Below are 19,664 nucleotides of genomic sequence, written 5' to 3' on the forward strand. Positions count from 1 at the left end.
CTTTGCTGGCATCGCAGATCACCGACAATCCATGTCTTCGGGATCGTGAACCGGTGGGAATGCTCCCTTGGGCAGCTTTTATTGATTGACGATTATGCTTGTGCCAGCGGTCGATCAATGCAAAAGATCTATTCAATACTATTAGAAAAATTCATAGGATTATGAGTTCACGAACGACACGCAGACGACTTCCAAGCTTGAAAGCCTTGCGGGCTTTTGAGGCTGTATCGCACTGCCAGAGCTTTACCGCTGCAGCGGAGGAACTGGCAGTCAGTCAAGGCGCTGTCAGCCATCAGATCAAACTTCTGGAACAGGCCTTGGGCTGCCAGTTGCTTATTCGCGGGCCACGCGGTGTTACCGTCACGGCAGAGGGCGCGCTGCTGGCAGAAGTCTGTGGCCGTGCTTTCGATGAGGTTGGCGCTGTGACCACCCTGATTGGTCAAGACAACAGAGCGAAAATTCTCCGCGTACGCGCCGGTCCATTCTTCTCTATGGAAGTAATCGCCAGCCGGATCGCCGGGTTCCTGAAACAAAATCCGGGCATACAGCTACATCTCAATAATCTCGATATCGATTCCATCGCGCAGGACAGGGAAGATGCACAGATCAAATACTGTCTGCATGCACCTGCCGGTGCCTATAGTATAGACCTGCTGACCGAAAAGCTGGTGCCTGTCTGTAGTCCTTCTCTACTAGAAGGCCTGGAAAACTCTGAGGATCTTCTCAGCAACCCGGATATCCCTCGCCTGCACTATCGCGACATGAGCGATTGGAAGCGATGGATCGCGCATCATGGCATTGGGGATATAGCCGCAAATTCAAACCTTTTTTTCGATGACCAGCACACACTTCTGGCGGCAGCCCGCTCTGGACAGGGGATTGGCTTTTCACATCGACAACTACTCGAAGGCGATATGCAACGTGGTAGCCTCGGCATCGTGTCAGAGAAGTACTTTCAGCCCAAAGAATCCTACAAGTTCATCTGCAGCCATGAGAGCATCGCCTCAAACGCAGCGCTGCAGCTTTTCCGCGACTGGCTCATCGCCGAAGTTTTGACGATCTGTTAGGTGCTCGGGCTTGAGCCGACATCCGTACCCGTCTAGCGCCCTCTCTGTTTTCAGGTCCTAGAACGCCAAAAGCCCTGTTGCGTGAGCAGCGGGGCTTTTGTGTATCTTGTTTTGCTCTGGCTTATTTCCAGGTCTGGGGATTGTTTTGAGAGTGGGGCGTTATGGAGGCTCTTCGGACCTGCCCGATCTCTTTACGGGAACACACGACGGCTTGTGCCTGAGTGGGGTCGCGGCTATGAACATAGCCTTGGGCGCCCTCTTCCGGTCTTTTCAGTGCTTAAAACGTCAAAAGCCCCGCAATCTTTGCGGGGCTTCTGGTTTGATTGTTTGGTTGCTGGTGCAGGATTTGTCCCGTTCGTCGGGGAATTGATTCACTGGATCAATTCCTTATCCTCCTCACCCTCCAGGTTATAAGCGATGGGGAGCAGTGACGGTCTGGCGTAGACAAGCGAAGCTTTTCGGCCAGTTAGATATGATGGAGATTGGGAAGATTTGGTTGCGGGGGCACGCAACTACCGATACCGACATTCATTAAAGATATCCATCTAGCAGCACTTCTGGGAAGTAATATAACCATGTCTTTTCAACTAACTCTTACACATCACTAACTGCTAGAAGCTAACAGCCACCGCCCCATCTATCCTAAACTGGTGTTGGAATGATCCGCTTCTCGATCAAATTCGTAAAAAGTTCTTTGAACATGTCTTCTGTATCGATGCAGTCCGCAAAACCATCCCGTCTGGCTTTGATCGTACTGGTAATGTTGTCGTATTGGGTTTTCAGAACCAAATCTCCGAAGTTCCAGTTCGCGATTTCGTCATAGCCATAGGGTGCAAGCCCATGATCGCGGACAAGGCCGTCCCAGAGAGCTTTTTTATCTGCCATCATCTCTTGCATCGAGAACGGAAGCGGTGCTCCGATCGGCAATTTGAAAAACTCCGCGATGCGAGGCCACAAGCGCACCCAACGAAAATAGTCTCCATTGGTGATGTTATACACTTGGCCTCGCGCGGCATCCGTAGATCCGGCCCACTCAGTTGCTTGCGCAAGAATCCGGGCATCGGTCACTTGGTAAAGCGTGTTATACGACGCGTCGGTTCCAGGGAATGTCAATGGCAAACTCAGTGCCCGACAGATCGTGGCGTAGACTGCAATCACCATGAGTAGGTTCATCGGATTTCCGACTGCCATTCCGCATACAGCCTCTGGCCTGAGCGCAGACCATGACCACTGCTTTCCGACCGAATGCACCCGCAAAAAGTCCTCTTGATCGTAATAGAAGTTGGGTGAAATATGTCTGGGATCATCTTCGCGCGCAGGTGTCGGAAAGGGCCCGAGATGACATCCGTAGGCTTTCCCGCCTTGCATGAGCGTGACGTGCTGCAACGATGGAGACGTCTGTTCTACGGTTTTCACAATATTGCAAAGCATTGCGAGGTTTGGAGCAACGAGCTCGTGACGTGTCGGTAGCTCCTTGTAGGCCGCATAAACGATATGCGTCGTACCATCTACGGTCCCAAGCTTCGACGCTGTATCAGCCTTGTCAAGAAGATCCACAGAGATATGTTCGGCTCGCGTTTTGAATTCCGGACGGCGCCTAGACAGCCCTATGACTCTCACATCCTTTTTCTGCTCATAATGTTCGAGTATCGCGCGCCCTATGACACCGACAGCCCCTGCAACTAATATTGTTTTCATGATGACTGACTCCTTAGTGCTTGGTGAAGCCAAAAGCCGTTCCGTCCTAAAACAGACCTTCCGACATCAAGCGAGATAAGATCACGATCCGATGTGTATTATCCCAATCCTATCTAGACCGATCAAACATGCTGGCCGCCGTTCACATTGATTTCCGCACCGTTGATATACGACGCTTCACCGGAACACAGGAAAAGGATTACACGGGCGATCTCCGTTGGATCACCGAGCCTATGCATGGGGATTTGGTCGGCGACTATTTTTTCCGTACCTGGTGAGAGTATCGACGTGTCGATTTCTCCAGGTGCGATCGCATTGACTCGAATTCCGTAACGGGCAAATTCGGAAGCTTGCTCGCGTGTCAACGCAGCTAAAGCTGCTTTAGAACAGGCATATGCAACGCCTGCGAATGGGTGAACCCGAGAGCCAGCGATTGATGTCACGTTGACAATTGCCCCGTTCGTCGCCTTGAGTTCAGGCAAGAGAAGCCGGGATAATGCCGCCGCTGAAAATAAGTTAACGTTAAAGACGGCCAGCCAGTCCTCATATGACGTATCTGAGATCCCCATACGAACGCCGCCCTCAAGCTTGGGGGAAATTGCCGCATTATTGACAATTCCATAAAGACCGCTGCCTCCAAGACGTTCGCTTACTTCTGCTGCCAATGTTTTATAGCTGTCAGCCCGCGACAAGTCCGCCTGGATATGGTTGTCACGACCTCCCGGCCATGGGCAATCCTCGGCGAAAGCAGCCCTCGACACGGTTAGAACCCGCCATCCGCTTTGATAAAAAAGCTTTACGGTTGCATGGCCAATACCTCGGCTTGCACCTGTCAATAGCATGGTGCGTTGCGATACATGAGGTTCATTTCGTCCAGAAAACATAGACAACTCCAATGGCTAGAACGGCTTGATGACGACAAGACCGACCACGACGATCACGATGCAGATGATGCCGAAAGCAGCAAACCGGATGGCGGCAATACCGCGTGGCTGCTGCTCAAGAGTGAGACGTCTCAGACCGCCCGATAGCATGCCGTGAATCCCGGAAAGTACAATGACGAGGGCAATTTTGATTATTATCCAGGGCTGTGACAGCCATTGACCAGTGACCGCTAGCGCGAGCCCGAATGCCCAGACCATCAGCATCGCAGGCGTTGTCACCCTTCGATCCCAGCGACGAATCCGCGCAAAGAATGCACCTCGGCGCGCCCCCGACACGTCTACAGGAATAACGTTGACAGCGGTTGTTGTGATGCCAACGGTCAACATGCCCCCAATCCAGATGATAGCCGCAGCAACATGGATTGCTTTTAACCAAAGGTAATCCATCGGGTTTCCTTAAATTGAAGACTGTAGGGTCGCTTGACGTCGTGCAAGCGCGCGGTCGTTTAGAAAGCCACCAAAAGGAATGAAGGCTGAGACGACCATCCGGACGACCTCAAACCGGTCGTAGTCACCACCCGCAACCGTTTGGATAAAGGCCCACGCATAGTAGACGAAAGCTATACCGTGGATGGGGCCCATGACCGAGACAGCCATAGGAAATCCATTGAGATGCTTTAACGGTACTGCGATGCAAAGAAGCAATATGAGTGTTGTGGCTTCGATCACAGATGCCAATCGCATCCGCCGCAACTGCGATAACTCTTCCTCAATATTCACCGAGCTCATCACCGATAATCCTGTCCAAGTCTTCGATGCCACCGCTGCGACCGCTTACCGGAAGGTGGGATATTGTCTTTCTCCCTTGCCGCCTAAGGTGACGATCCGAATAAGTTCGTCATCTCAAACGCATCGGTTTCCAAGGACAAATCGCTTCCATTGGCGCATTCAAAATTTCTATTTCACTTTTCATACAGCAGCGGCTGGCGCGAGGAAATGACGCACTTCCCTCTTTTTTCGCCATGCCGAGATGTACCCTTAGCGAAGTCATGATAGGAAAGAGCAAGCTGGAAGTGTGACTGTTGAAGACTCCATGCGCTGAGAGGTTCTCGATGAATATGATTGCCGCAATTAGCAACGGGCCTGTATTGATGACTCGGGATGTAGCGTTTGTCGTGTATCCCCAATTCCAGATCCAAGATTTAAGCGGCCCTCTTTCAACATTCGAAATCGCCAGCAGGCAGAATGAATGTTTGCCGTACAATCTTCACATTGTCTCGAAAGAGGGAGGGCTTATCACAAGTTCGTCGGGCTTGGCCGTTCAGACCGAGGCCATCCGATCGGAGCCGTACGATACGATTATTTTCACCGGAGGAGACGTACTTATAAATCCCGCTGAGATAGGCTTTGAAATCGACGGTACATTTCATAAGAGTCTGCATTCTGCACGCCGGGTTGCAAGCGTCTGCACTGGCACATTTTTACTCGCAGCCGCCGGCCTCCTAAATGGACGTCGGGCTACAACTCACTGGAAATACGCCGGTCAACTTCAACGAATGTATCCGAAAATTAAGGTGGATGGAGATCGCATATTCACGAAAGACGGCGATCTCTGGACATCCGCTGGTATTACAGCCGGCATCGATCTTGCTCTGGCAATGATAGAGGAGGATTTAGGCACTGAGACGTCAAAAAGCGTGGCTCAGATGCTCGTTGTGTATCATCGCCGCCCAGGCGGACAATCGCAATTCTCGGCTATGCTGGATATGGAACCGGCTTCTGATCGTATCAGAACCGTACTCACCTACATTCGTGAACATTTGACAGAGTCTCTATCCACCGAGCGTCTTGCAGATGTAGCACATCTTAGCCCGCGGCAGTTCGGACGTTCATTTCTCGCAGAGACTGGAGAAACACCAGCTAAAGCCGTGGAACGTTTAAGAGCGGAGGTGGCCCGCGTCCGTGTCGAGCGGGGCGTAGAGCCGATAGAGGTCATTGCCCGTCAGGTTGGTTTTACCGATCCTGAAAGAATGCGACGTGCATTTCTTCGCATCTTCGGTCATCCTCCTCAGAGCCTGCGTCGTATGTCGACAGAGCCAGCCCCAAGTGCAACGCATCCGAGCGGAAAGGGCACTTTTGAAGAAAAAGCATCTTCATTCTGATGCCAACAACGAATTGTAGCCCTCTGCACAACGCTTTCGTGCCATTTGTAGGATACTTTTGACGCTCTTTCCAAATAACTTCCTACCCGTTTGGGATCGGAGGCTTCACCTGCTTTTCCATAACAAGTAGCGTATCTTGGATATGCATGATTTGCCTTAGAATAGGTTCGGGAACCGGTCTGCGGCGATCCATAACTTCTTCTATATAGTTTGCAGTGGCGGATGCGGTAATATCGTCAGGCCATTCTGGTGCAGCGACAAGAGGTGACTTTTCAGCTTCTTGCAACCGCGTCTGGACACCCGCAACGAATACATCGACCTGTTGAATCTTCCTTGCATCGGTAATGGATTCTCCTTCGATCCCCCTCAGCAGCATCGCGTCTGCGCCGAGCAGCCGATAGGTCTCAGACATGATTTCCGCGTAGGCCGTGTGCGTGTAGCTTCCGATGACCAGCGCCCGCGCAGAAGTGGGATTGAGGATTTTGACCAGGCTGTGCGCGGAGTTCCTTAGACCGATGGTTTTGCGGACATCCACAAGCTTTGCAAGCTTTGGCGCAAAAACATCGACAGGTAGAAAATTGATACCGTCAGACACATCGTCCACGTGACCACAATGGGGTAGTCCTAGCGCCGAAAATGTCTCCGCGACTGTCGTTCGTCCAGGGTCGTGATTCAATCCATGCACAATAACCCGTATGCCCTTTTCGGCGAGGAGCAATCCGAGCAGAGCCGTCAGGACAGGGAGCTTTCTCGCACCATTATAGCTTGGCAATATGACGGTTGCCCGCCCCGAAGGGGAAAGAGGTATGATTGACTGCCTCAGTCGTAGCGCATCATGAAAGCCGGCCATTTCCTCCGGCGTCTCACCTTTAATGCGCATGGCGAGGCAAAATGCACCTATTTCCAAGTCCGTTACGGTACCGTCCAGAACTTGAGCAAACAAGTCTACGGCCTGTTCGCGAGAGAGGGATCGAGCCCCCCGCGCGCCCCGACCAATAGTCTTGAGATAATGACTGATACTCATCATATCACTTCTATAAAAAAGCCCACCAGGAGATATCTGAAACACACACGCAAACCTTTGCACATAAAGTTCAAGATACGCCCTGTGTTGAGCAATTTCTGATAGGCTTAAGCGTTCATGCCGCCATCGACGTTCAGCCCTGTGCCTGTGATGTGCCGGGCAGCCGAACTGGCGATGAAAGCAACTGCAGCCGCAACATCCTTGTCCGTACCATATTTGCCAAGTGCAATTTGCGCGCGCATCGCGGCGGCGCCCGGCGCATCTGGCGGACTCATTTCCGTTTCGGTCGGCCCGGGATGCACGAGGTTGACCGTGATGCCTCGCGAGCCAAGTTCGCGTGACAAACCGCGCGTAAATGCCAGAAGCGCCGACTTTGACATCGAGTAAACAGCCACGGCTTCAAAAGCGACACGTTCCGCAAGGCATGATCCGATCGAGATAATCCTGCCGCCTTCGCCAAGGTATGGGATTGCAGCTTGCGAAGCCACTACCACTGCCCGGACATTCACCGCGAGAATCTTGTCGATATGTTCCAGTGGCATATCCTCGAGCAGCCCCTGGAACAATACCCCCGCATTGTTCACCAGAATGTCCAGACCACCGAGTTTTGAAGCAGCTTCATCGACTGAGCGTTTAATCTCTGACGCGTCCGCACTATCGGCCTGAATCGCAAAGGCTCGCCGACCTTTTGCTTCGATCTTCTTGACCAGTTCTTCGGCAGCAGTCGTGGATTTGACGTAGGTGAATGCGATGTCTGCGCCTCTTTCAGCCAATTCCAATGCGATGGCCGCGCCAATGCCACGTGAAGCACCAGTGATGAGGGCGCGCTTACCTGCAAATTCATTCATAGGCTGTTCCTTAATGGAGATCATGGTTTCGTATTCAATGGTCGTCACACGCCGCTGGTGAGCGATATGGTTGACTCACGAGGGAAAAACGAGGAGGCGGCAATTTGGTTGGCTTTGTCCGATCAATCACGAAAAGCCGCAATACTGCGCATTTCAATCTTCAACTCAGGCAGACCCAATGCTTCGACACCAAGTGCTGTCCACGCGGGAAAGGATGACGTGAGATATTTTTCCTTTACCGCGATAAACTGAGAAAAATGTTCGGGGAGGTTCACGTGATAGCTGTATATCTCGACCAGATCGTCCTTCGTCAGGCCAGCCCAGCGAAGCACTTCAAACGTTTTCTGAAAAACAAGGTCCACCTGTTCTGTAATATCGTCAGACACGGACCCATCCGGCTCTAGTGCGACCTGGCCAGAAATAAACAGCAAGCCGCCTGCACTTACTGCGGGTGAGTATCCATATTTTTCGAACTCGGCCTGACTGGGAAAGAGAGGCGAGTTAGCTGGAACGTTGATGATGCGTCTGGTCATTATGAAGACAGCCTCCGTTACGGAATGAAGTTGGACCTCACGATCCACCCTGCTTCTCCCGTAAAGGCTGAGCAAAGTAAAAGACGTATTTCCCTCATTGCTAGCCATACTGTATGCTTGGCCGAAATATCATGCTGTGAGCCTTAGAGAGGGGTGCCGCAGAACCATCGGTTCGATCAGCGGCACCCATGATCTAAGGTTGAAAACAGCTATTCTTCAATCAGGCAGAAGCGAGCCTTGCCGATTGGGACCGGCGCTGCATATGTTCCTCCGCCACTTTCAAGGCTGCGTCAGTTCGCCCCCATAAACCCTTCACCTGTGCGACAATTTCTGGGCGAGCACTTCGGGGATGACCTGAGTTCATGGTGGGCTGCGGGTCGTATTCGAGAACAAGCTGTGTGAACTCGGCCGCGTCTTGTCCTTTGAGTTCCGCGATGACCTGAAGTGCGAAATCGATACCGGCTGTGACACCCCCGCCAGTAATGCGATTTCTGTCAACGCAGACACGTTCATAGCTTGGCTCGATACCCAGTGCTATCAGGGGCTCATAAAACGGCCAATAGGTGGCCGCCCGGTAACCCTCAAGCAATCCCGCCATTGCGAGAAGCACAGAGCCCGTGCATGCTGCGGTTATATAGGTGGCAGTTTTTCCGGCGCGAGCAATGAAATCGAGGAACTCCTGATCCTTCATGATTTCAGGTGTCCCTCCCCCACCGGCAACGAACAGTACGTCGAGATTGTCGGGAACTTCGTCAATCGTGATCGTGGGATTCATGGTGACGCCCATATCTGTTGGGACGGGCTCCATGGTCTTCCAGATTATATGGGTTTTGGCATGGAGACCGAACGCCGTCTGGGGTCCGGCAAGGTCCTGCAGCGTAAAGCCGGGGAAAATGACCATGCCAATCTGTAACTGGCGGCCTTCAGTCTTATTCTTTCTTTGATCCGTCATCGTCGTTTCCTTCGTCTTGAACATTCCTATTGAATAGCGCGTTCAAACAATCTACGTGAGTGGCAGGAATGACAAAAAACGATTGATTGCAGCCACGGCAAATAGCAGTTTACAATTTTCCGGCAGGAGCCGAATTCAATGCATAAAATTGCTGTTTTGGTGCTTGATGACGTGGTGCCACTGGATTTTGGCATCGCCTATCAGGTGTTTGCAATGGCGCGTCTGGCAGATGGAAGCAAAGCTTATGAAGTTAGGATTTGTGCGCCGAAGCGCACAATTCGCGCGGCTGGCTTTGACATGCAGGTACGACAAGGTTTGGCTGACCTTGCGCAGGCCGAAACGATCATAATTCCGGGAAGCGAATATCCGTTTCGAGACATTCCGGCAGCCGTAAGCGGTGCACTACGAAAAGCTTACGGGCGCGGTGCAAGAGTGGCGTCAATATGCACCGGAGCCTTTATATTGGCAGCGAGCGGTCTGCTTGACGGGAGACGCGCTGCTACCCATTGGCGTTTTGCAGAGGACCTTGCGAGACTTCATCCCTGCATAACAGTCGAACCGAATGTGCTTTTTGTAGACGAAGGCCGTATCGTAACTTCGGCCGGTGCGTCGGCAGGACTGGATATGTGCCTTCATCTTGTGCGACGAGATTACGGCCAGTCAGTCGCCGCCGATGCCGCACGTCTCACTGTCGCGCCATTGCACCGGGACGGTGGTCAGGCACAATTCATCCGCCACGAACTGCCGGGATCTCTGGCCAGCTTGACGCCCTTGATCGAATGGATGCGAGACAATCTGGACAGTGCCCATACCGTTGATAGCCTCGCGGCGCGCGCAAATATGAGTTCGCGCACCTTTGCCCGGCGATTTCAAGAGCAGACCGGTACGACCCCTTTGCAGTGGCTTCTCATGGCCCGCATCGATCGCGCACGCGAATTGCTTGAGGAAAGTGATACGTCCATAGATCAAACAGCATTCCTGTCCGGTTTTGGTTCAGCGGTGACCTTCCGGGCGCGCTTCCGGCGTGTCGTTGGTCTGACACCCACGGAGTACCGCCGCCGTTTTAGTCAGGGAAACTCCGGGGCGTGATCGCGAATCACATGCGAAATTAATGCGGTGTCCTGAATTGAGGGAACATCGTCCTTTAAGCCTTTTGCCTACCCTTCTATCCAAACGATATCAATTTGGACAGGAGATGCAAAAGTGCAAACTGTTGCTTCAATTCACCCGTGGTATTCACGATTTGTGTTTTTATTCGCTTGTCGGCGATCGTTTTCACTCGACAGCACCTTTTGTGTTGGTAGTGCGGGCTTCTTCCGGGGAGCCGGGCGATGACATTCTTTGGCTTACAGGCAGAAATGCTTGCGCGAATTCAGTTTGGGTTCACCGTTTCCTTTCACTTCATTTTTCCAGCATTCTCCATTGGCACCGCGAGTTTCCTCGCAGTTCTCAACGGTCTCTGGCTGTGGAAGAGAGATCCGGCCTATTTGAAACTGTTCGAATACTGGAAAACGATCTTTGCGGTGACCTTCGCCATGGGCGTCGTATCCGGAATTGTCATGAGCTATCAGTTCGGAACGAACTGGTCTGTCCTTTCTCACAGAGCCGGGTCAATCATCGGACCACTGATGGGATACGAGGTTCTCACGGCGTTTTTCCTTGAAGCGGGCTTTCTCGGCATTGCCCTGTTCGGGCGCGAGCGCGTCGGAGATGGCGCGCATATGTTCGCAGTCGCCATGGTCGCATTAGGGACTCTGATCTCGGCGACGTGGATCACCTCGGCCAATAGCTGGATGCATACGCCCGCCGGCTTCAGCATAGATGCGAACGGTATATTTATACCTGAAAACTGGTGGCAAATCGTATTCAATCCGTCTTTTCCCTATCGAATGTCACACACAGTGGTGGCGGCCTTCCTGACAACAGCTTTTGCTGTCGGTGCCGTGGGAGCATGGCATTTGCTGAAAGGAAATCAAAACCGTCAGGTTCGCATCATGTTTTCAATGGCGATGTGGATGGCCACACTAGGAACGCCGCTTCAGATTTTGCTCGGGGACGTGCACGGTCTCAATACGCTGGAACATCAGCCAGCTAAGATTGCGGCAATGGAGGGGCATTTTGAAACACACAAGAATGGCGCTCCCTTGATACTGTTTGGAATACCAGATGACGAGGCGGAGCGAACAAAATTCGCGCTTGAAATCCCAAAACTCGGTTCGCTGATACTGAAACACGACCTCATCTCAGAAATAAAGGGCCTGAAAGAGTGGCCACGGGATCAACGCCCGCCAGCGCTGATGCCGTTCATTACCTTCCGTATAATGGTCGGTCTGGGATTCCTGATGTTAGGGGTTGGTCTGTGGTCCATCTGGGCCCGTTGGAAAGGACATCTATACAATTCGCGGTCGTTGCATCGCTTTGCCGTGGCCATGGGACCATCGGGCTTTATCGCGGTACTTGCCGGATGGTACACGACCGAAGTTGGTCGACAGCCATGGACCGTGTACGGACAATTGAGAACAGCGGACAGTCTTTCTCCCATATCAGCCTCAGCCGTTGGCACATCCCTTGTCATCTTTATCGTCGTCTACTTTATCGTTTTTGGTGCAGGCGTTGTCTATCTGCTGAAGCTCATGCGACGCCCCCCGCTTGAACTGGATGATCACGAACTTGGTTCCGCACCGATAAGGACCGCGGGAATGATTACAGCACATGCGCTCAGTAATAACCTCGGAGAACATCATGGAAATTGATCTTTCACTCGTATGGGCTGGGATCATTGCCTTTGCTGTTCTTGCCTATGTCATTCTCGACGGATTCGATCTGGGCGTTGGAATCATATTTCCCGCTTTCCCGGAGCGACAACACCGTGATCTCATGACAAACACCATCGCACCGGTATGGGACGGCAACGAAACCTGGCTGGTACTTGGCGGTGGCGGCCTTATGGCTGTTTTTCCCTCGGTCTATTCCATCGTTCTCCCGGCGCTTTACTTGCCAATCATAATTATGTTGATCAGTTTGATCTTCCGGGGCGTTGCTTTTGAATTTCGTTGGCGAACGAGGCCAGGCTCGCACTTTTGGGACATCGCATTTTGGATGGGCTCATCGCTTGCCGCCATCATGCAGGGAATTACGCTCGGCACCCTCATTCAGGGCATAAGCGTCGAAAACCATGCTTATGCGGGCGGCCCGTGGGATTGGCTGACACCATTTTCGCTTTTATGCGGAGTTGCGCTTCTTGTAGGTTATGCTTTGCTTGGAGCCACTTGGCTTAATCTGAAGACCATGGGATATGTGCAAATACGCTGCCAATTTCTGGCCAAGCCCCTGACGGTCCTGCTGCTTGCATTGATCGGCATTGTGTCTATCTGGACCCCGTTTATTAACGAAATTTACTTTCAACGATGGTTCCGCTGGCCTACCGCTTTTTTCTCATCCTTTGTGCCGCTGTTATTGGCAATATGTGCCTATCTTTTGTTAAACGGGCTTAGAAAAAATAAACAGCTTCGACCGTTTCTGGCAGCTCTAGGCCTATTCATTCTGAGCTATGCGGGTCTGGGGATCAGCTTTTATCCATACATCATCCCGGATTCATTAACGATTCGAGAAGCCTCAGCCCCTTTCACCTCCTTGCGGTTCCTATTGGTTGGGTCCGCAATTCTGATCCCGATTATCCTCGCATATACCGGATATGCATACTGGGTTTTTCGTGGAAAGGTTCGCGCCGAAGACGGATATCATTGAATAAAAAGTCAAATCACCAGCGGCTGAGGTTCGCAGTCGCTGGTAAGAAATAAGACTGACGACTGCCTAAGTTTGAAGGATTTTTGATTTTTACCAAGGCAAGATAGTTACAAGCTTAATTGAAAAAACCTTACGATCTGTTGACACAGGTGTGAATAGCCCCGAGATTTGTCGACGCCCTCTTTCTTAATCTTGAGACAGGAAGAGTATCATGAGCAAATCGAAGTTCACAGAAGAATTTAAGCGTGACGCTGTGCGCCAGATCACGGAGCGAGCTACCTTCTAGCGACGCGGATTCCACTCGCCCATGTTATCCATGATAATCGCATAGCCGCCGGTCAAGCCGCACTTGTCACGCAGCTGGTCGAACACACGCTTGGCGGTATGGCGCGGTTTGCGCGGCATCTTTAGATCGTCGTCGAGCCAATGCTCGATCGGTGTGCGCCACTGATAGCCCGGCGGTGTCGAATAGGCCGCGATCTTGGCCATCCTGTCACGCGATATGTTGAAATGCTTCTCGGCCTGTCGCCGGCACATACCTTCCGAGACTACCAGGCAAACACTCAGATAAAGTTCCAAGGTGTAGATTCCTACCCCTTCCTGCTGTCGCAGCAGAAGGATTAATTAAGTGGCTGAGTTTTACTCCGGCGCAGCAGGGTTATCCCGCCTCTTCCGTGGCCGACTTTTGCACTGTCGCTCTCAGAATATTAGAGCTAAATCCTGATATCGCCGTTAGCTCTTCTTTTCGCTAATTCCTTCGTGGCGCCGTTCAACAATGAGTTTTTCTCTTATTCTCTTTGCCGTTTCGATACGTGCTGCGGTGAGGTCAGCAACTGCATTAAGTTGCCTCTCAACGATATGCGCAGGAGCCCGGTCGGGAGTTCCACTATCGAAAGGTGGTTCCGGTTGATACTGCATATAAAGCTGAATCTGTTTGGCTAAATCTTCGTCGCGTACCATAGCAGCGAGTTGCAGTGCCCCATCTATACCTGAAGTAACACCCGCCGCGAAAATCCACTTGCCATCAATAACAACGCGTTCGTTGACAGGATTTGCTCCATATAGTGGAAGGACTTCCATTGATGCCCAGTGCGTGGTCGCTCGTCTCCCCATCAGAAGCCCGGCTGCGCCCAGCACAAGCGCACCGGTGCAAACGGAAAACACGTATGTCGCTGCCTCTGCCTGCTTGCGAATAAAACCAAGGACCTCCTCGTCCTCCATCACATCCTGCTGCCCTGGGCCTCCTGGAATATGCAAAATATCGAGCTTTGGCATTTCGCTCAGAGTAATCGTGGGCATTAATGGCAGTCCATGGAAATCCTTCACAACTTGCTTCTTTTTTGCGCCTATGTGGAATGTGGCGTTCGGAATAGCGGAAAGGACTTCATAAGGACCTGTCAGATCAATTTGATCAAAACGATCAAAAATCAACGATCCTATATGCAAGTGTTTACCGGGCGCGAACATCACATGGTTTCTCCTCAAGCAATTCGCCGCCTCCACAGAATACTTCCGCAGACTTGCGGTTCGCCAATCGGCGCAAAAATCGGAATCGATTTTTGTAAAGTACAACGCGTAAAAGTAGAAAATTAGAGCGGTTTTGTACGTCCGAAAGAACGCACTGCGTTCTAATATTTCTCAAGTCATGATGAGCCACTATAGAGTAACTGATATGCCGCTAGTACGCTCAACTGTTCAGCTTGGAATAAACGCTATAACGCATTGGCAATCATCCGTTATACCAAAGGCATCTCACCAAATTGTATGGCATTGTCGAGCAACCGGTTCGCAAAACCCCATTCATTGTCATACCAGGCATGTACGGTGGCGTGTTTGCCATCGCCGATCACTTTGGTGAGTGTCGTATCGAAGATCGCCGAAGCAGGATTGTGGATGAAGTCGCTTGAAACCAGTGGAAGATCGTTAAGGGTGAGTATCCCTTGAAGAGGTCCTTCGCTGGCAACAGAACGCATCAGAGCGTTGATTTCCTCGACAGAAGTTTCGCGTCCGCAGGCGAAGCTTACAATCAGAAGGCATACGTCCATGGTTGGAACACGAATAGAAAATCCATCTAGCCGACCCTCCAGCTCGGGCAGAACCAGACCGATCGCTGATGCCGCGCCTGTCTTTGTTGGAATGATCGACGCCATTGCAGAGCGGGCGCGGCGCGGATCGGAATGATAGACGTCGGTCAAAACCTGATCGTTAGTCACAGCATGAACCGTGGTCATGTTTCCAGCAACGATACCGATCGCATCGTGCAACGGCTTTGCGACCGCGGCGAGACAGTTGGTTGTACATGATCCAATAGCGATGACACGATGCTCTGCTCTTAAAGCATCGTCGTTGACGCCATGAACGATGGTAGCGTCGATATCGCGACCCGCCGGCGCCGAGATTATTACCCGCTTCGCACCGGCAGCGAGGTGAGCCGACGCGGCAGCACGGTTTGCGAACAATCCCGTACATTCAAGAACGACGTCTACATTCAACTCACCCCACGGAAGTTTTGCCGGATCACGCTCCGCCAGAACTTTTATCGAATCTCCATTGACGACAAGCGCCCCGTCAGAAACAGAGATTTCGCCCGGGAATTTGCCGTGGGTCGTGTCGAACTGAGTCAAATGCGCATTGATTTCAGCACTTGCAAGATCGTTAATAGCGATAATTTCGATCGCCTCACGCTTACTCCCTTCATAAAGCGCCCGAAGTGCATTTCTCCCGATCCGGCCATAGCCATTAATCGCAATTCTCAGAACCATCATGTGTCCTTTCATAAGTTTGCGGCACACTACGGTTGGCCGAACATTCGAGAAATGACAATCTTCCCTCAAATTCAGACGCGTGTGTCCGCCGGATTACAAAAGCTATGAATTGGCCGGGTTCTGGCACCCGACGATCACGACGTTGTGCCTAATTCTGAGGGAATAATGGCTTTTACCAAACCAGTCCAACCGTGGGATAATTCGGGAAAGTCTTTCGGTCTTCCATTCAATTGAATGAATACCTCTATCGACCGGTATCTTTAAGAGGTGATCTCATCTCGACAGCACATACGACTGAGTAAACTCAATGAGATCAGCAGCGTTACCCCCTGACCGCTAGACCGGGTGAATGGGGTGAGTTGCCGTAGCAGTAGGAACAACATGACATGAATAAATTTATTTCTCGAACCGGTTATTTCATCGGTCTATGGCTGGTCGGCGTCGCCGCAGTATCCATTGTTGGATTAATTATTCGCGCAATCCTGAACTGAGTTATCGCGCATCACAACCATCGGTTTATATCATTACTCGACATCTGCAAACGGTACGTCCTATGCGCGTTCCCGTGTGACACTTTCAATTAATCGCAAAATATAGGAAGGGTGTCAGGAAACCGGCAACGGTCCACCACAAAGCCGGTTTCCACTTGCCCTCACAGTGAAGTAAGTGGATCAACTCACATTCTTCCATTCCGACGTGATCTAGACAGCCGAAGTCACGTCTACAAACCGAACACCTTTTTCTGGCCATCCCAACCGGTGTTTCTCAGAAACTGCTCCCAGTTCAGGGTGTCTGGATTGTTCTTTCGGCTCCACTCAATGTCGCGGTCCGAACGAAAGTATCCATATTGCACTGCATACTCGACCATTTCCATTGTCTCGTGGACAAAGTCCTGGCTAAATTGCGGAAAATTCGTTCGAAAATCCTCTGACGTATGAGCCGGGATATATGCTGCCTTTTGTCCGCTGACACGACTGAACGTAGCTACCATTTCGGCAGGGGAAATAATGTCTCCGATCACTGGCAGAGTTTGACCGGCGTATGTGGAGGGATGATCGAATATCTCGAGAACCGCAGGACCGGTCGCCGTCAGCGGGTCGACAAAGGGAGTTGGAAAATATTCTGGCAAATAGATTGGAAACACCAATGTATCACCGTCCAGACGCGGCGGATAATATTCAAGAAGATTAGTGTAGAAAAATGCAAGCTCAATAAACGAACTTGTGACTGGCAGACCCCGAATATAAGCCTCGACGCGCGCCTTCTCCGTGAAATGGCGGGCGAGAATTTTCCCTTGAGTAATCGTGTGTACGTCTTCCAGCGAGCTGAATACGATGTGCTTGACGCCTGCCTCGGTTGCTGCATCAACCAATTCCTTGCCGATCTCGAATTCAGTTGTTTCGGGTGGCACCACACCCGGCGTCAGCAGGAATGCACCATTGGCGCCCAGAAAGGCTTTGGTGAATTCATCCTTCCTCCCCCCCGCAAGGGGGACGGCGACTAGTTCTGCACCTGCGTTGGCCAATTTGACAGCCTCAGGTGAGTCAGTTCGTCTCGTCAGTGCGCGGACACGATAACGACCGCTTTGAAGAAGCGAGTGGGCAACGCTCCTGCCTTGCTTGCTCAGGCTTCCCGCAATCACAATCAGAGGTCTTGTCTCATTTGACATGCAAACTTCCTTTCCAAATTGAGCGGAGTACATCGATTGGTGACCACCGCGCTTGCAAATTGGCTTGCCGAGCAGTATTTGTGAAATCGATTAAGTTGTGAGTTCCAATCCATACAATGGATATCAAGCGCGTCGATCTTAACTTGCTTGTGAGCCTGGAAGCCTTGCTCATAGAGCGAAACGTCACCAAGGCAGCAGCTCGTTTGCATTTGAGCCAGCCAGCACTAAGCGCGCAATTAAATCGTCTGCGCGACGTGTTCGAAGATCAGTTGCTGATCCCCGCGCATCGGGGAATGATCCCAACAGCCAAGGCTTTGGATCTGATCGGCCCGCTCCGAATGGCAATGGAGCAACTTAGAGGAACGCTTCGTAATCATGCGGATTTCTCGCCCGAAACTGCGGCCTTGACCATTTCGATTGCTTGTACAGACTACATTGAAGCGGTCGTTGTTACACCGCTCATACTAGCGTTACAGGAGAAGGCGCCAGCGGTGCGCGTTGCAGTGCATCGGCTCAACCCGGCAAGACTTAATCAGCGATTGGCTGACGGCGAAGTAGATATGGCGATCGCGACGCCCGAAAATGAGCATGCTCAAATTCATACCCAGCACCTGTTTGAGGAAACTTACACTCTCATTGGACGAAAGGGACATCCGCGTATAGCCGAGGGGGTAACCGCAGAGGGGTTCTCAGATTTAGCGCAGATTATAGTCTCGCCCTCGGGCGGCGGCTTTTCAACACCAATCGATACGGCCTTGGATTCCTTCGGGCGCCAACGTAAAATCGTGGCCTCCGCTGCCTCCTTCCTCGTAGTCCCAGAGATCGTCGCGAAGAGTGATCTTGTCGCTTTAGTCCCGCGGCGCTTGCTGCGGGGCAAAATGCCTCCGCTTGATGCAATAGATGTCCCTTGGCTATTCGAACGCTTCCAAATCGAGCTTATATGGCACGAACGTACCCATGGACATCCTGCTCATCGCTGGATTCGTCAACTCGTGTTCGAATTGGTGACCAAGTGATGTAAGAAATCCATCCCACTATTCACCAACACCCTCAAAATGCCTAGCGCCAAGCTGAACATCACGCCGTTGTCATGGAATGGTTTAATGAAATGCGAAAATGAGGCCGCCATCTGGTGGCAGCCCCATCCGGGCAAGCTTGCAAGTTGAAGTGAGTATACCCTGGCGCTTGCTGAGCAGACATAAGTTCAGATGCGAAACTGCTATAGGAGTACAGAGGTCAAACCCCATGGTTGAGGATCACGTACTTTATCATGTGCTCATTGCCCATGAAATAAGTCGGGCGAAGGATCGTGGTATTGAAGTTCATCTGTTTAAGCATCCTCTCGGCCCCTGACTTAACTGCAAAGTGTGACATATTCACAACCCGATCGGCAGCAAATACCGAAAGATAAACGATCCGGTCGATACGGGATTTACGAGCGATGTTTAGCGTTATGATCGCCTGGTTAAATTCCATCACCTGTAATCGCATTGAGAATAGGTCCACCAGATCAACATGACTGGCATATGCATAGCTGGAAAATTGCTGAACGCCGTCGGATGGAATGGAAAAACCTTACCGGATATGGGAAACGCACCGGAGTAGAAAATGCCATCGGCGGCTATAAATCTACTAGGTTGTGTCCCCATAAACGGGGTTCATATTCATAATGGTATGTGATCCAATCTCTGTAAAAGGAGATGGAGTTGCCCCTTAAAAACCGGACATTTTCAGGATTGAGCATTTCGGCTCAGGAACTCTCGTGGAGATTGATATCCTAAAGCCTTGTGCGGGTGAAGATTGTTATAGTGCTCGAACCATGATGGCAGTTGAGCCATGACAGTTTCGGCGTCCGGCGTCGGGTTGATCCGGACATAATCGCGCTTGAATGTTTTGACGACAGCCTCAGCCATTCCATTTGACTGCGGGCTGCGCACTGGTGTTCTGCACTGTTCCATACCGATATCCCGGAGCAGGGACGCGGTGTTTTTCGCAATGAAGCATGAACCATTGTCGGTAAGCCACTGGATGGGCTCTGCCAGCATATTGATGCGCCCGAAGCGGTTTTCTACCGCCGTGATGACAAGGTCCTGTACATCTTCGCTCTTGATGCCTTCTGTCGTGGCCACATGAGCGATTGCTTCCCGATCACAGCAGTCGAGCGCAAATGCAACGCGGACCTTTTCCTTGTTGTCGCACGTGATCTCGAAGCCATCGGAGCACCATCTGGTATTGGAGCGCTCGACGGTGACTTGCCCGTCGTGTCTGCGTTCACCGGCAGCTCCGGTATGGCGCTGAAGGAGCAGATCATGCCG

Annotated in this window: 19 protein-coding genes and 2 pseudogenes; 7 read left to right on the plus strand and 14 right to left on the minus strand. The window is 51.6% G+C overall.

Going from position 1 to position 19,664, the window contains the following annotated elements; translation table 11 throughout:
* Positions 1–197 precede the first annotated feature (197 nt).
* Positions 198–1,067 carry a LysR family transcriptional regulator gene (locus tag QBD01_RS13785; RefSeq protein ID WP_280993277.1) on the plus strand — a complete coding sequence of 290 codons (870 nt, stop codon included), beginning with the start codon at positions 198–200 and terminating at the stop codon, positions 1,065–1,067.
* A 642-nt stretch (positions 1,068–1,709) separates the two neighbouring features.
* Here QBD01_RS13785 and QBD01_RS13790 read toward each other — a convergent pair.
* From QBD01_RS13790 to QBD01_RS13805, 4 genes are all read right to left on the minus strand, one after another.
* Positions 1,710–2,765: an SDR family oxidoreductase gene (locus QBD01_RS13790; protein WP_280993278.1), complete on the minus strand. Its 1,056-nt coding sequence runs from the start codon at positions 2,763–2,765 to the stop codon at positions 1,710–1,712.
* A gap of 122 nt (positions 2,766–2,887) precedes the next feature.
* A complete protein-coding gene (locus QBD01_RS13795) occupies positions 2,888–3,649 on the minus strand; it encodes an SDR family oxidoreductase (protein WP_182519445.1) in 762 nt (253 codons plus the stop codon).
* A gap of 15 nt (positions 3,650–3,664) precedes the next feature.
* Positions 3,665–4,096 carry a CopD family protein gene (locus QBD01_RS13800; RefSeq protein WP_182519444.1) on the minus strand — a complete coding sequence of 144 codons (432 nt, stop codon included), beginning with the start codon at positions 4,094–4,096 and terminating at the stop codon, positions 3,665–3,667.
* A 9-nt stretch (positions 4,097–4,105) separates the two neighbouring features.
* Positions 4,106–4,438 (minus strand): DUF3817 domain-containing protein, encoded by a 333-nt coding sequence (locus QBD01_RS13805; protein WP_280993279.1) that lies wholly within the window; start codon positions 4,436–4,438, stop codon positions 4,106–4,108.
* 323 nt (positions 4,439–4,761) lie between these two features.
* Between QBD01_RS13805 and QBD01_RS13810 the strand changes: the two genes are divergently transcribed.
* On the plus strand, positions 4,762–5,811 hold the full coding sequence (locus QBD01_RS13810; RefSeq protein ID WP_280993280.1) for a GlxA family transcriptional regulator: 1,050 nt from the start codon (positions 4,762–4,764) through the stop codon (positions 5,809–5,811).
* Positions 5,812–5,893: 82 nt separating this feature from the next.
* Here QBD01_RS13810 and ybiB read toward each other — a convergent pair whose 3' ends face one another.
* From ybiB to QBD01_RS13830, 4 genes are all read right to left on the minus strand, one after another.
* Positions 5,894–6,838 (minus strand): DNA-binding protein YbiB, encoded by a 945-nt coding sequence (ybiB, locus tag QBD01_RS13815; RefSeq protein WP_280993281.1) that lies wholly within the window; start codon positions 6,836–6,838, stop codon positions 5,894–5,896.
* Positions 6,839–6,942: 104 nt separating this feature from the next.
* On the minus strand, positions 6,943–7,683 hold the full coding sequence (locus QBD01_RS13820) for an SDR family oxidoreductase (protein ID WP_182519443.1): 741 nt from the start codon (positions 7,681–7,683) through the stop codon (positions 6,943–6,945).
* A 122-nt stretch (positions 7,684–7,805) separates the two neighbouring features.
* Positions 7,806–8,216, minus strand: coding sequence for a RidA family protein (locus tag QBD01_RS13825; protein ID WP_182519442.1), 411 nt, complete (start codon positions 8,214–8,216; stop codon positions 7,806–7,808).
* Positions 8,217–8,436: 220 nt separating this feature from the next.
* Positions 8,437–9,168: a DJ-1/PfpI family protein gene (locus QBD01_RS13830; RefSeq protein ID WP_182519441.1), complete on the minus strand. Its 732-nt coding sequence runs from the start codon at positions 9,166–9,168 to the stop codon at positions 8,437–8,439.
* Positions 9,169–9,306: 138 nt separating this feature from the next.
* Here QBD01_RS13830 and QBD01_RS13835 point away from each other — a divergent pair, with 138 nt between their 5' ends.
* The 3 genes from QBD01_RS13835 (at position 9,307) to cydB (ending at position 12,915) form a co-directional block, all read left to right on the plus strand.
* Positions 9,307–10,257 carry a helix-turn-helix domain-containing protein gene (locus QBD01_RS13835; protein WP_182519440.1) on the plus strand — a complete coding sequence of 317 codons (951 nt, stop codon included), beginning with the start codon at positions 9,307–9,309 and terminating at the stop codon, positions 10,255–10,257.
* 242 nt (positions 10,258–10,499) lie between these two features.
* Positions 10,500–11,921 (plus strand): cytochrome ubiquinol oxidase subunit I, encoded by a 1,422-nt coding sequence (locus QBD01_RS13840; RefSeq protein WP_280993282.1) that lies wholly within the window; start codon positions 10,500–10,502, stop codon positions 11,919–11,921.
* Complete coding sequence (gene cydB, locus QBD01_RS13845; RefSeq protein WP_280993283.1) at positions 11,911–12,915, plus strand: cytochrome d ubiquinol oxidase subunit II; 1,005 nt, start codon at positions 11,911–11,913, stop codon at positions 12,913–12,915. The genes QBD01_RS13840 and cydB overlap by 11 nt, the downstream gene beginning before the upstream one ends.
* 300 nt (positions 12,916–13,215) lie before the next feature.
* Here the strand turns inward: cydB and QBD01_RS13850 are convergent.
* The 4 genes and pseudogenes from QBD01_RS13850 to QBD01_RS13865 form a co-directional block, all read right to left on the minus strand.
* Positions 13,216–13,452, minus strand: a pseudogene (locus tag QBD01_RS13850) (IS21 family transposase); the annotation flags it as partial.
* Positions 13,453–13,647: 195 nt separating this feature from the next.
* Positions 13,648–14,382: a DJ-1/PfpI family protein gene (locus tag QBD01_RS13855; RefSeq protein ID WP_280993299.1), complete on the minus strand. Its 735-nt coding sequence runs from the start codon at positions 14,380–14,382 to the stop codon at positions 13,648–13,650.
* A 269-nt stretch (positions 14,383–14,651) separates the two neighbouring features.
* Positions 14,652–15,677 (minus strand): type I glyceraldehyde-3-phosphate dehydrogenase, encoded by a 1,026-nt coding sequence (gap, locus tag QBD01_RS13860; RefSeq protein WP_182520030.1) that lies wholly within the window; start codon positions 15,675–15,677, stop codon positions 14,652–14,654.
* A gap of 724 nt (positions 15,678–16,401) precedes the next feature.
* Complete coding sequence (locus tag QBD01_RS13865; RefSeq protein ID WP_182519437.1) at positions 16,402–17,349, minus strand: NmrA/HSCARG family protein; 948 nt, start codon at positions 17,347–17,349, stop codon at positions 16,402–16,404.
* Between the two features lie 116 nt (positions 17,350–17,465).
* Between QBD01_RS13865 and QBD01_RS13870 the strand changes: the two genes are divergently transcribed.
* Complete coding sequence (locus tag QBD01_RS13870; RefSeq protein WP_339441788.1) at positions 17,466–18,365, plus strand: LysR family transcriptional regulator; 900 nt, start codon at positions 17,466–17,468, stop codon at positions 18,363–18,365.
* Between the two features lie 220 nt (positions 18,366–18,585).
* Here the strand turns inward: QBD01_RS13870 and QBD01_RS13875 are convergent, their stop codons facing one another.
* On the minus strand, positions 18,586–18,840 hold the full coding sequence (locus QBD01_RS13875) for an SDR family oxidoreductase (protein ID WP_392391401.1): 255 nt from the start codon (positions 18,838–18,840) through the stop codon (positions 18,586–18,588).
* An 8-nt stretch (positions 18,841–18,848) separates the two neighbouring features.
* Here QBD01_RS13875 and QBD01_RS13880 point away from each other — a divergent pair.
* A pseudogene (locus QBD01_RS13880) lies at positions 18,849–18,983 on the plus strand (IS5/IS1182 family transposase); the annotation flags it as partial.
* Between the two features lie 96 nt (positions 18,984–19,079).
* Here QBD01_RS13880 and QBD01_RS13885 read toward each other — a convergent pair.
* Positions 19,080–19,664, minus strand: a 585-nt coding sequence (locus QBD01_RS13885; protein ID WP_280993284.1) for a DDE-type integrase/transposase/recombinase, incomplete at its 5' end; no start/stop codon positions are given.

Source organism: Ochrobactrum sp. 19YEA23 (assembly GCF_029909865.1).
GTDB classification, from domain to species: domain Bacteria; phylum Pseudomonadota; class Alphaproteobacteria; order Rhizobiales; family Rhizobiaceae; genus Brucella; species Brucella gambitense.

What these genes read in the sequence shown, in the direction of transcription:
- QBD01_RS13825 (WP_182519442.1), bottom strand. Translation starts at nt 8,216, where the DNA reads ATGACCAGACGCATCATCAACGTTCCAGCTAACTCGCCTCTCTTTCCC.
- QBD01_RS13840 (WP_280993282.1), top strand. Translation starts at nt 10,500, where the DNA reads ATGACATTCTTTGGCTTACAGGCAGAAATGCTTGCGCGAATTCAGTTT.
- gap (WP_182520030.1), bottom strand. Translation starts at nt 15,677, where the DNA reads ATGGTTCTGAGAATTGCGATTAATGGCTATGGCCGGATCGGGAGAAAT.
- QBD01_RS13875 (WP_392391401.1), bottom strand. Translation starts at nt 18,840, where the DNA reads ATGCGATTACAGGTGATGGAATTTAACCAGGCGATCATAACGCTAAAC.
- QBD01_RS13795 (WP_182519445.1), bottom strand. Translation starts at nt 3,649, where the DNA reads ATGTTTTCTGGACGAAATGAACCTCATGTATCGCAACGCACCATGCTA.
- QBD01_RS13790 (WP_280993278.1), bottom strand. Translation starts at nt 2,765, where the DNA reads ATGAAAACAATATTAGTTGCAGGGGCTGTCGGTGTCATAGGGCGCGCG.
- cydB (WP_280993283.1), top strand. Translation starts at nt 11,911, where the DNA reads ATGGAAATTGATCTTTCACTCGTATGGGCTGGGATCATTGCCTTTGCT.
- QBD01_RS13870 (WP_339441788.1), top strand. Translation starts at nt 17,466, where the DNA reads ATGGATATCAAGCGCGTCGATCTTAACTTGCTTGTGAGCCTGGAAGCC.
- QBD01_RS13805 (WP_280993279.1), bottom strand. Translation starts at nt 4,438, where the DNA reads ATGAGCTCGGTGAATATTGAGGAAGAGTTATCGCAGTTGCGGCGGATG.
- QBD01_RS13855 (WP_280993299.1), bottom strand. Translation starts at nt 14,382, where the DNA reads ATGTTCGCGCCCGGTAAACACTTGCATATAGGATCGTTGATTTTTGAT.
- QBD01_RS13820 (WP_182519443.1), bottom strand. Translation starts at nt 7,683, where the DNA reads ATGAATGAATTTGCAGGTAAGCGCGCCCTCATCACTGGTGCTTCACGT.
- QBD01_RS13835 (WP_182519440.1), top strand. Translation starts at nt 9,307, where the DNA reads ATGCATAAAATTGCTGTTTTGGTGCTTGATGACGTGGTGCCACTGGAT.
- QBD01_RS13810 (WP_280993280.1), top strand. Translation starts at nt 4,762, where the DNA reads ATGAATATGATTGCCGCAATTAGCAACGGGCCTGTATTGATGACTCGG.
- QBD01_RS13800 (WP_182519444.1), bottom strand. Translation starts at nt 4,096, where the DNA reads ATGGATTACCTTTGGTTAAAAGCAATCCATGTTGCTGCGGCTATCATC.
- ybiB (WP_280993281.1), bottom strand. Translation starts at nt 6,838, where the DNA reads ATGATGAGTATCAGTCATTATCTCAAGACTATTGGTCGGGGCGCGCGG.
- QBD01_RS13830 (WP_182519441.1), bottom strand. Translation starts at nt 9,168, where the DNA reads ATGACGGATCAAAGAAAGAATAAGACTGAAGGCCGCCAGTTACAGATT.
- QBD01_RS13865 (WP_182519437.1), bottom strand. Translation starts at nt 17,349, where the DNA reads ATGTCAAATGAGACAAGACCTCTGATTGTGATTGCGGGAAGCCTGAGC.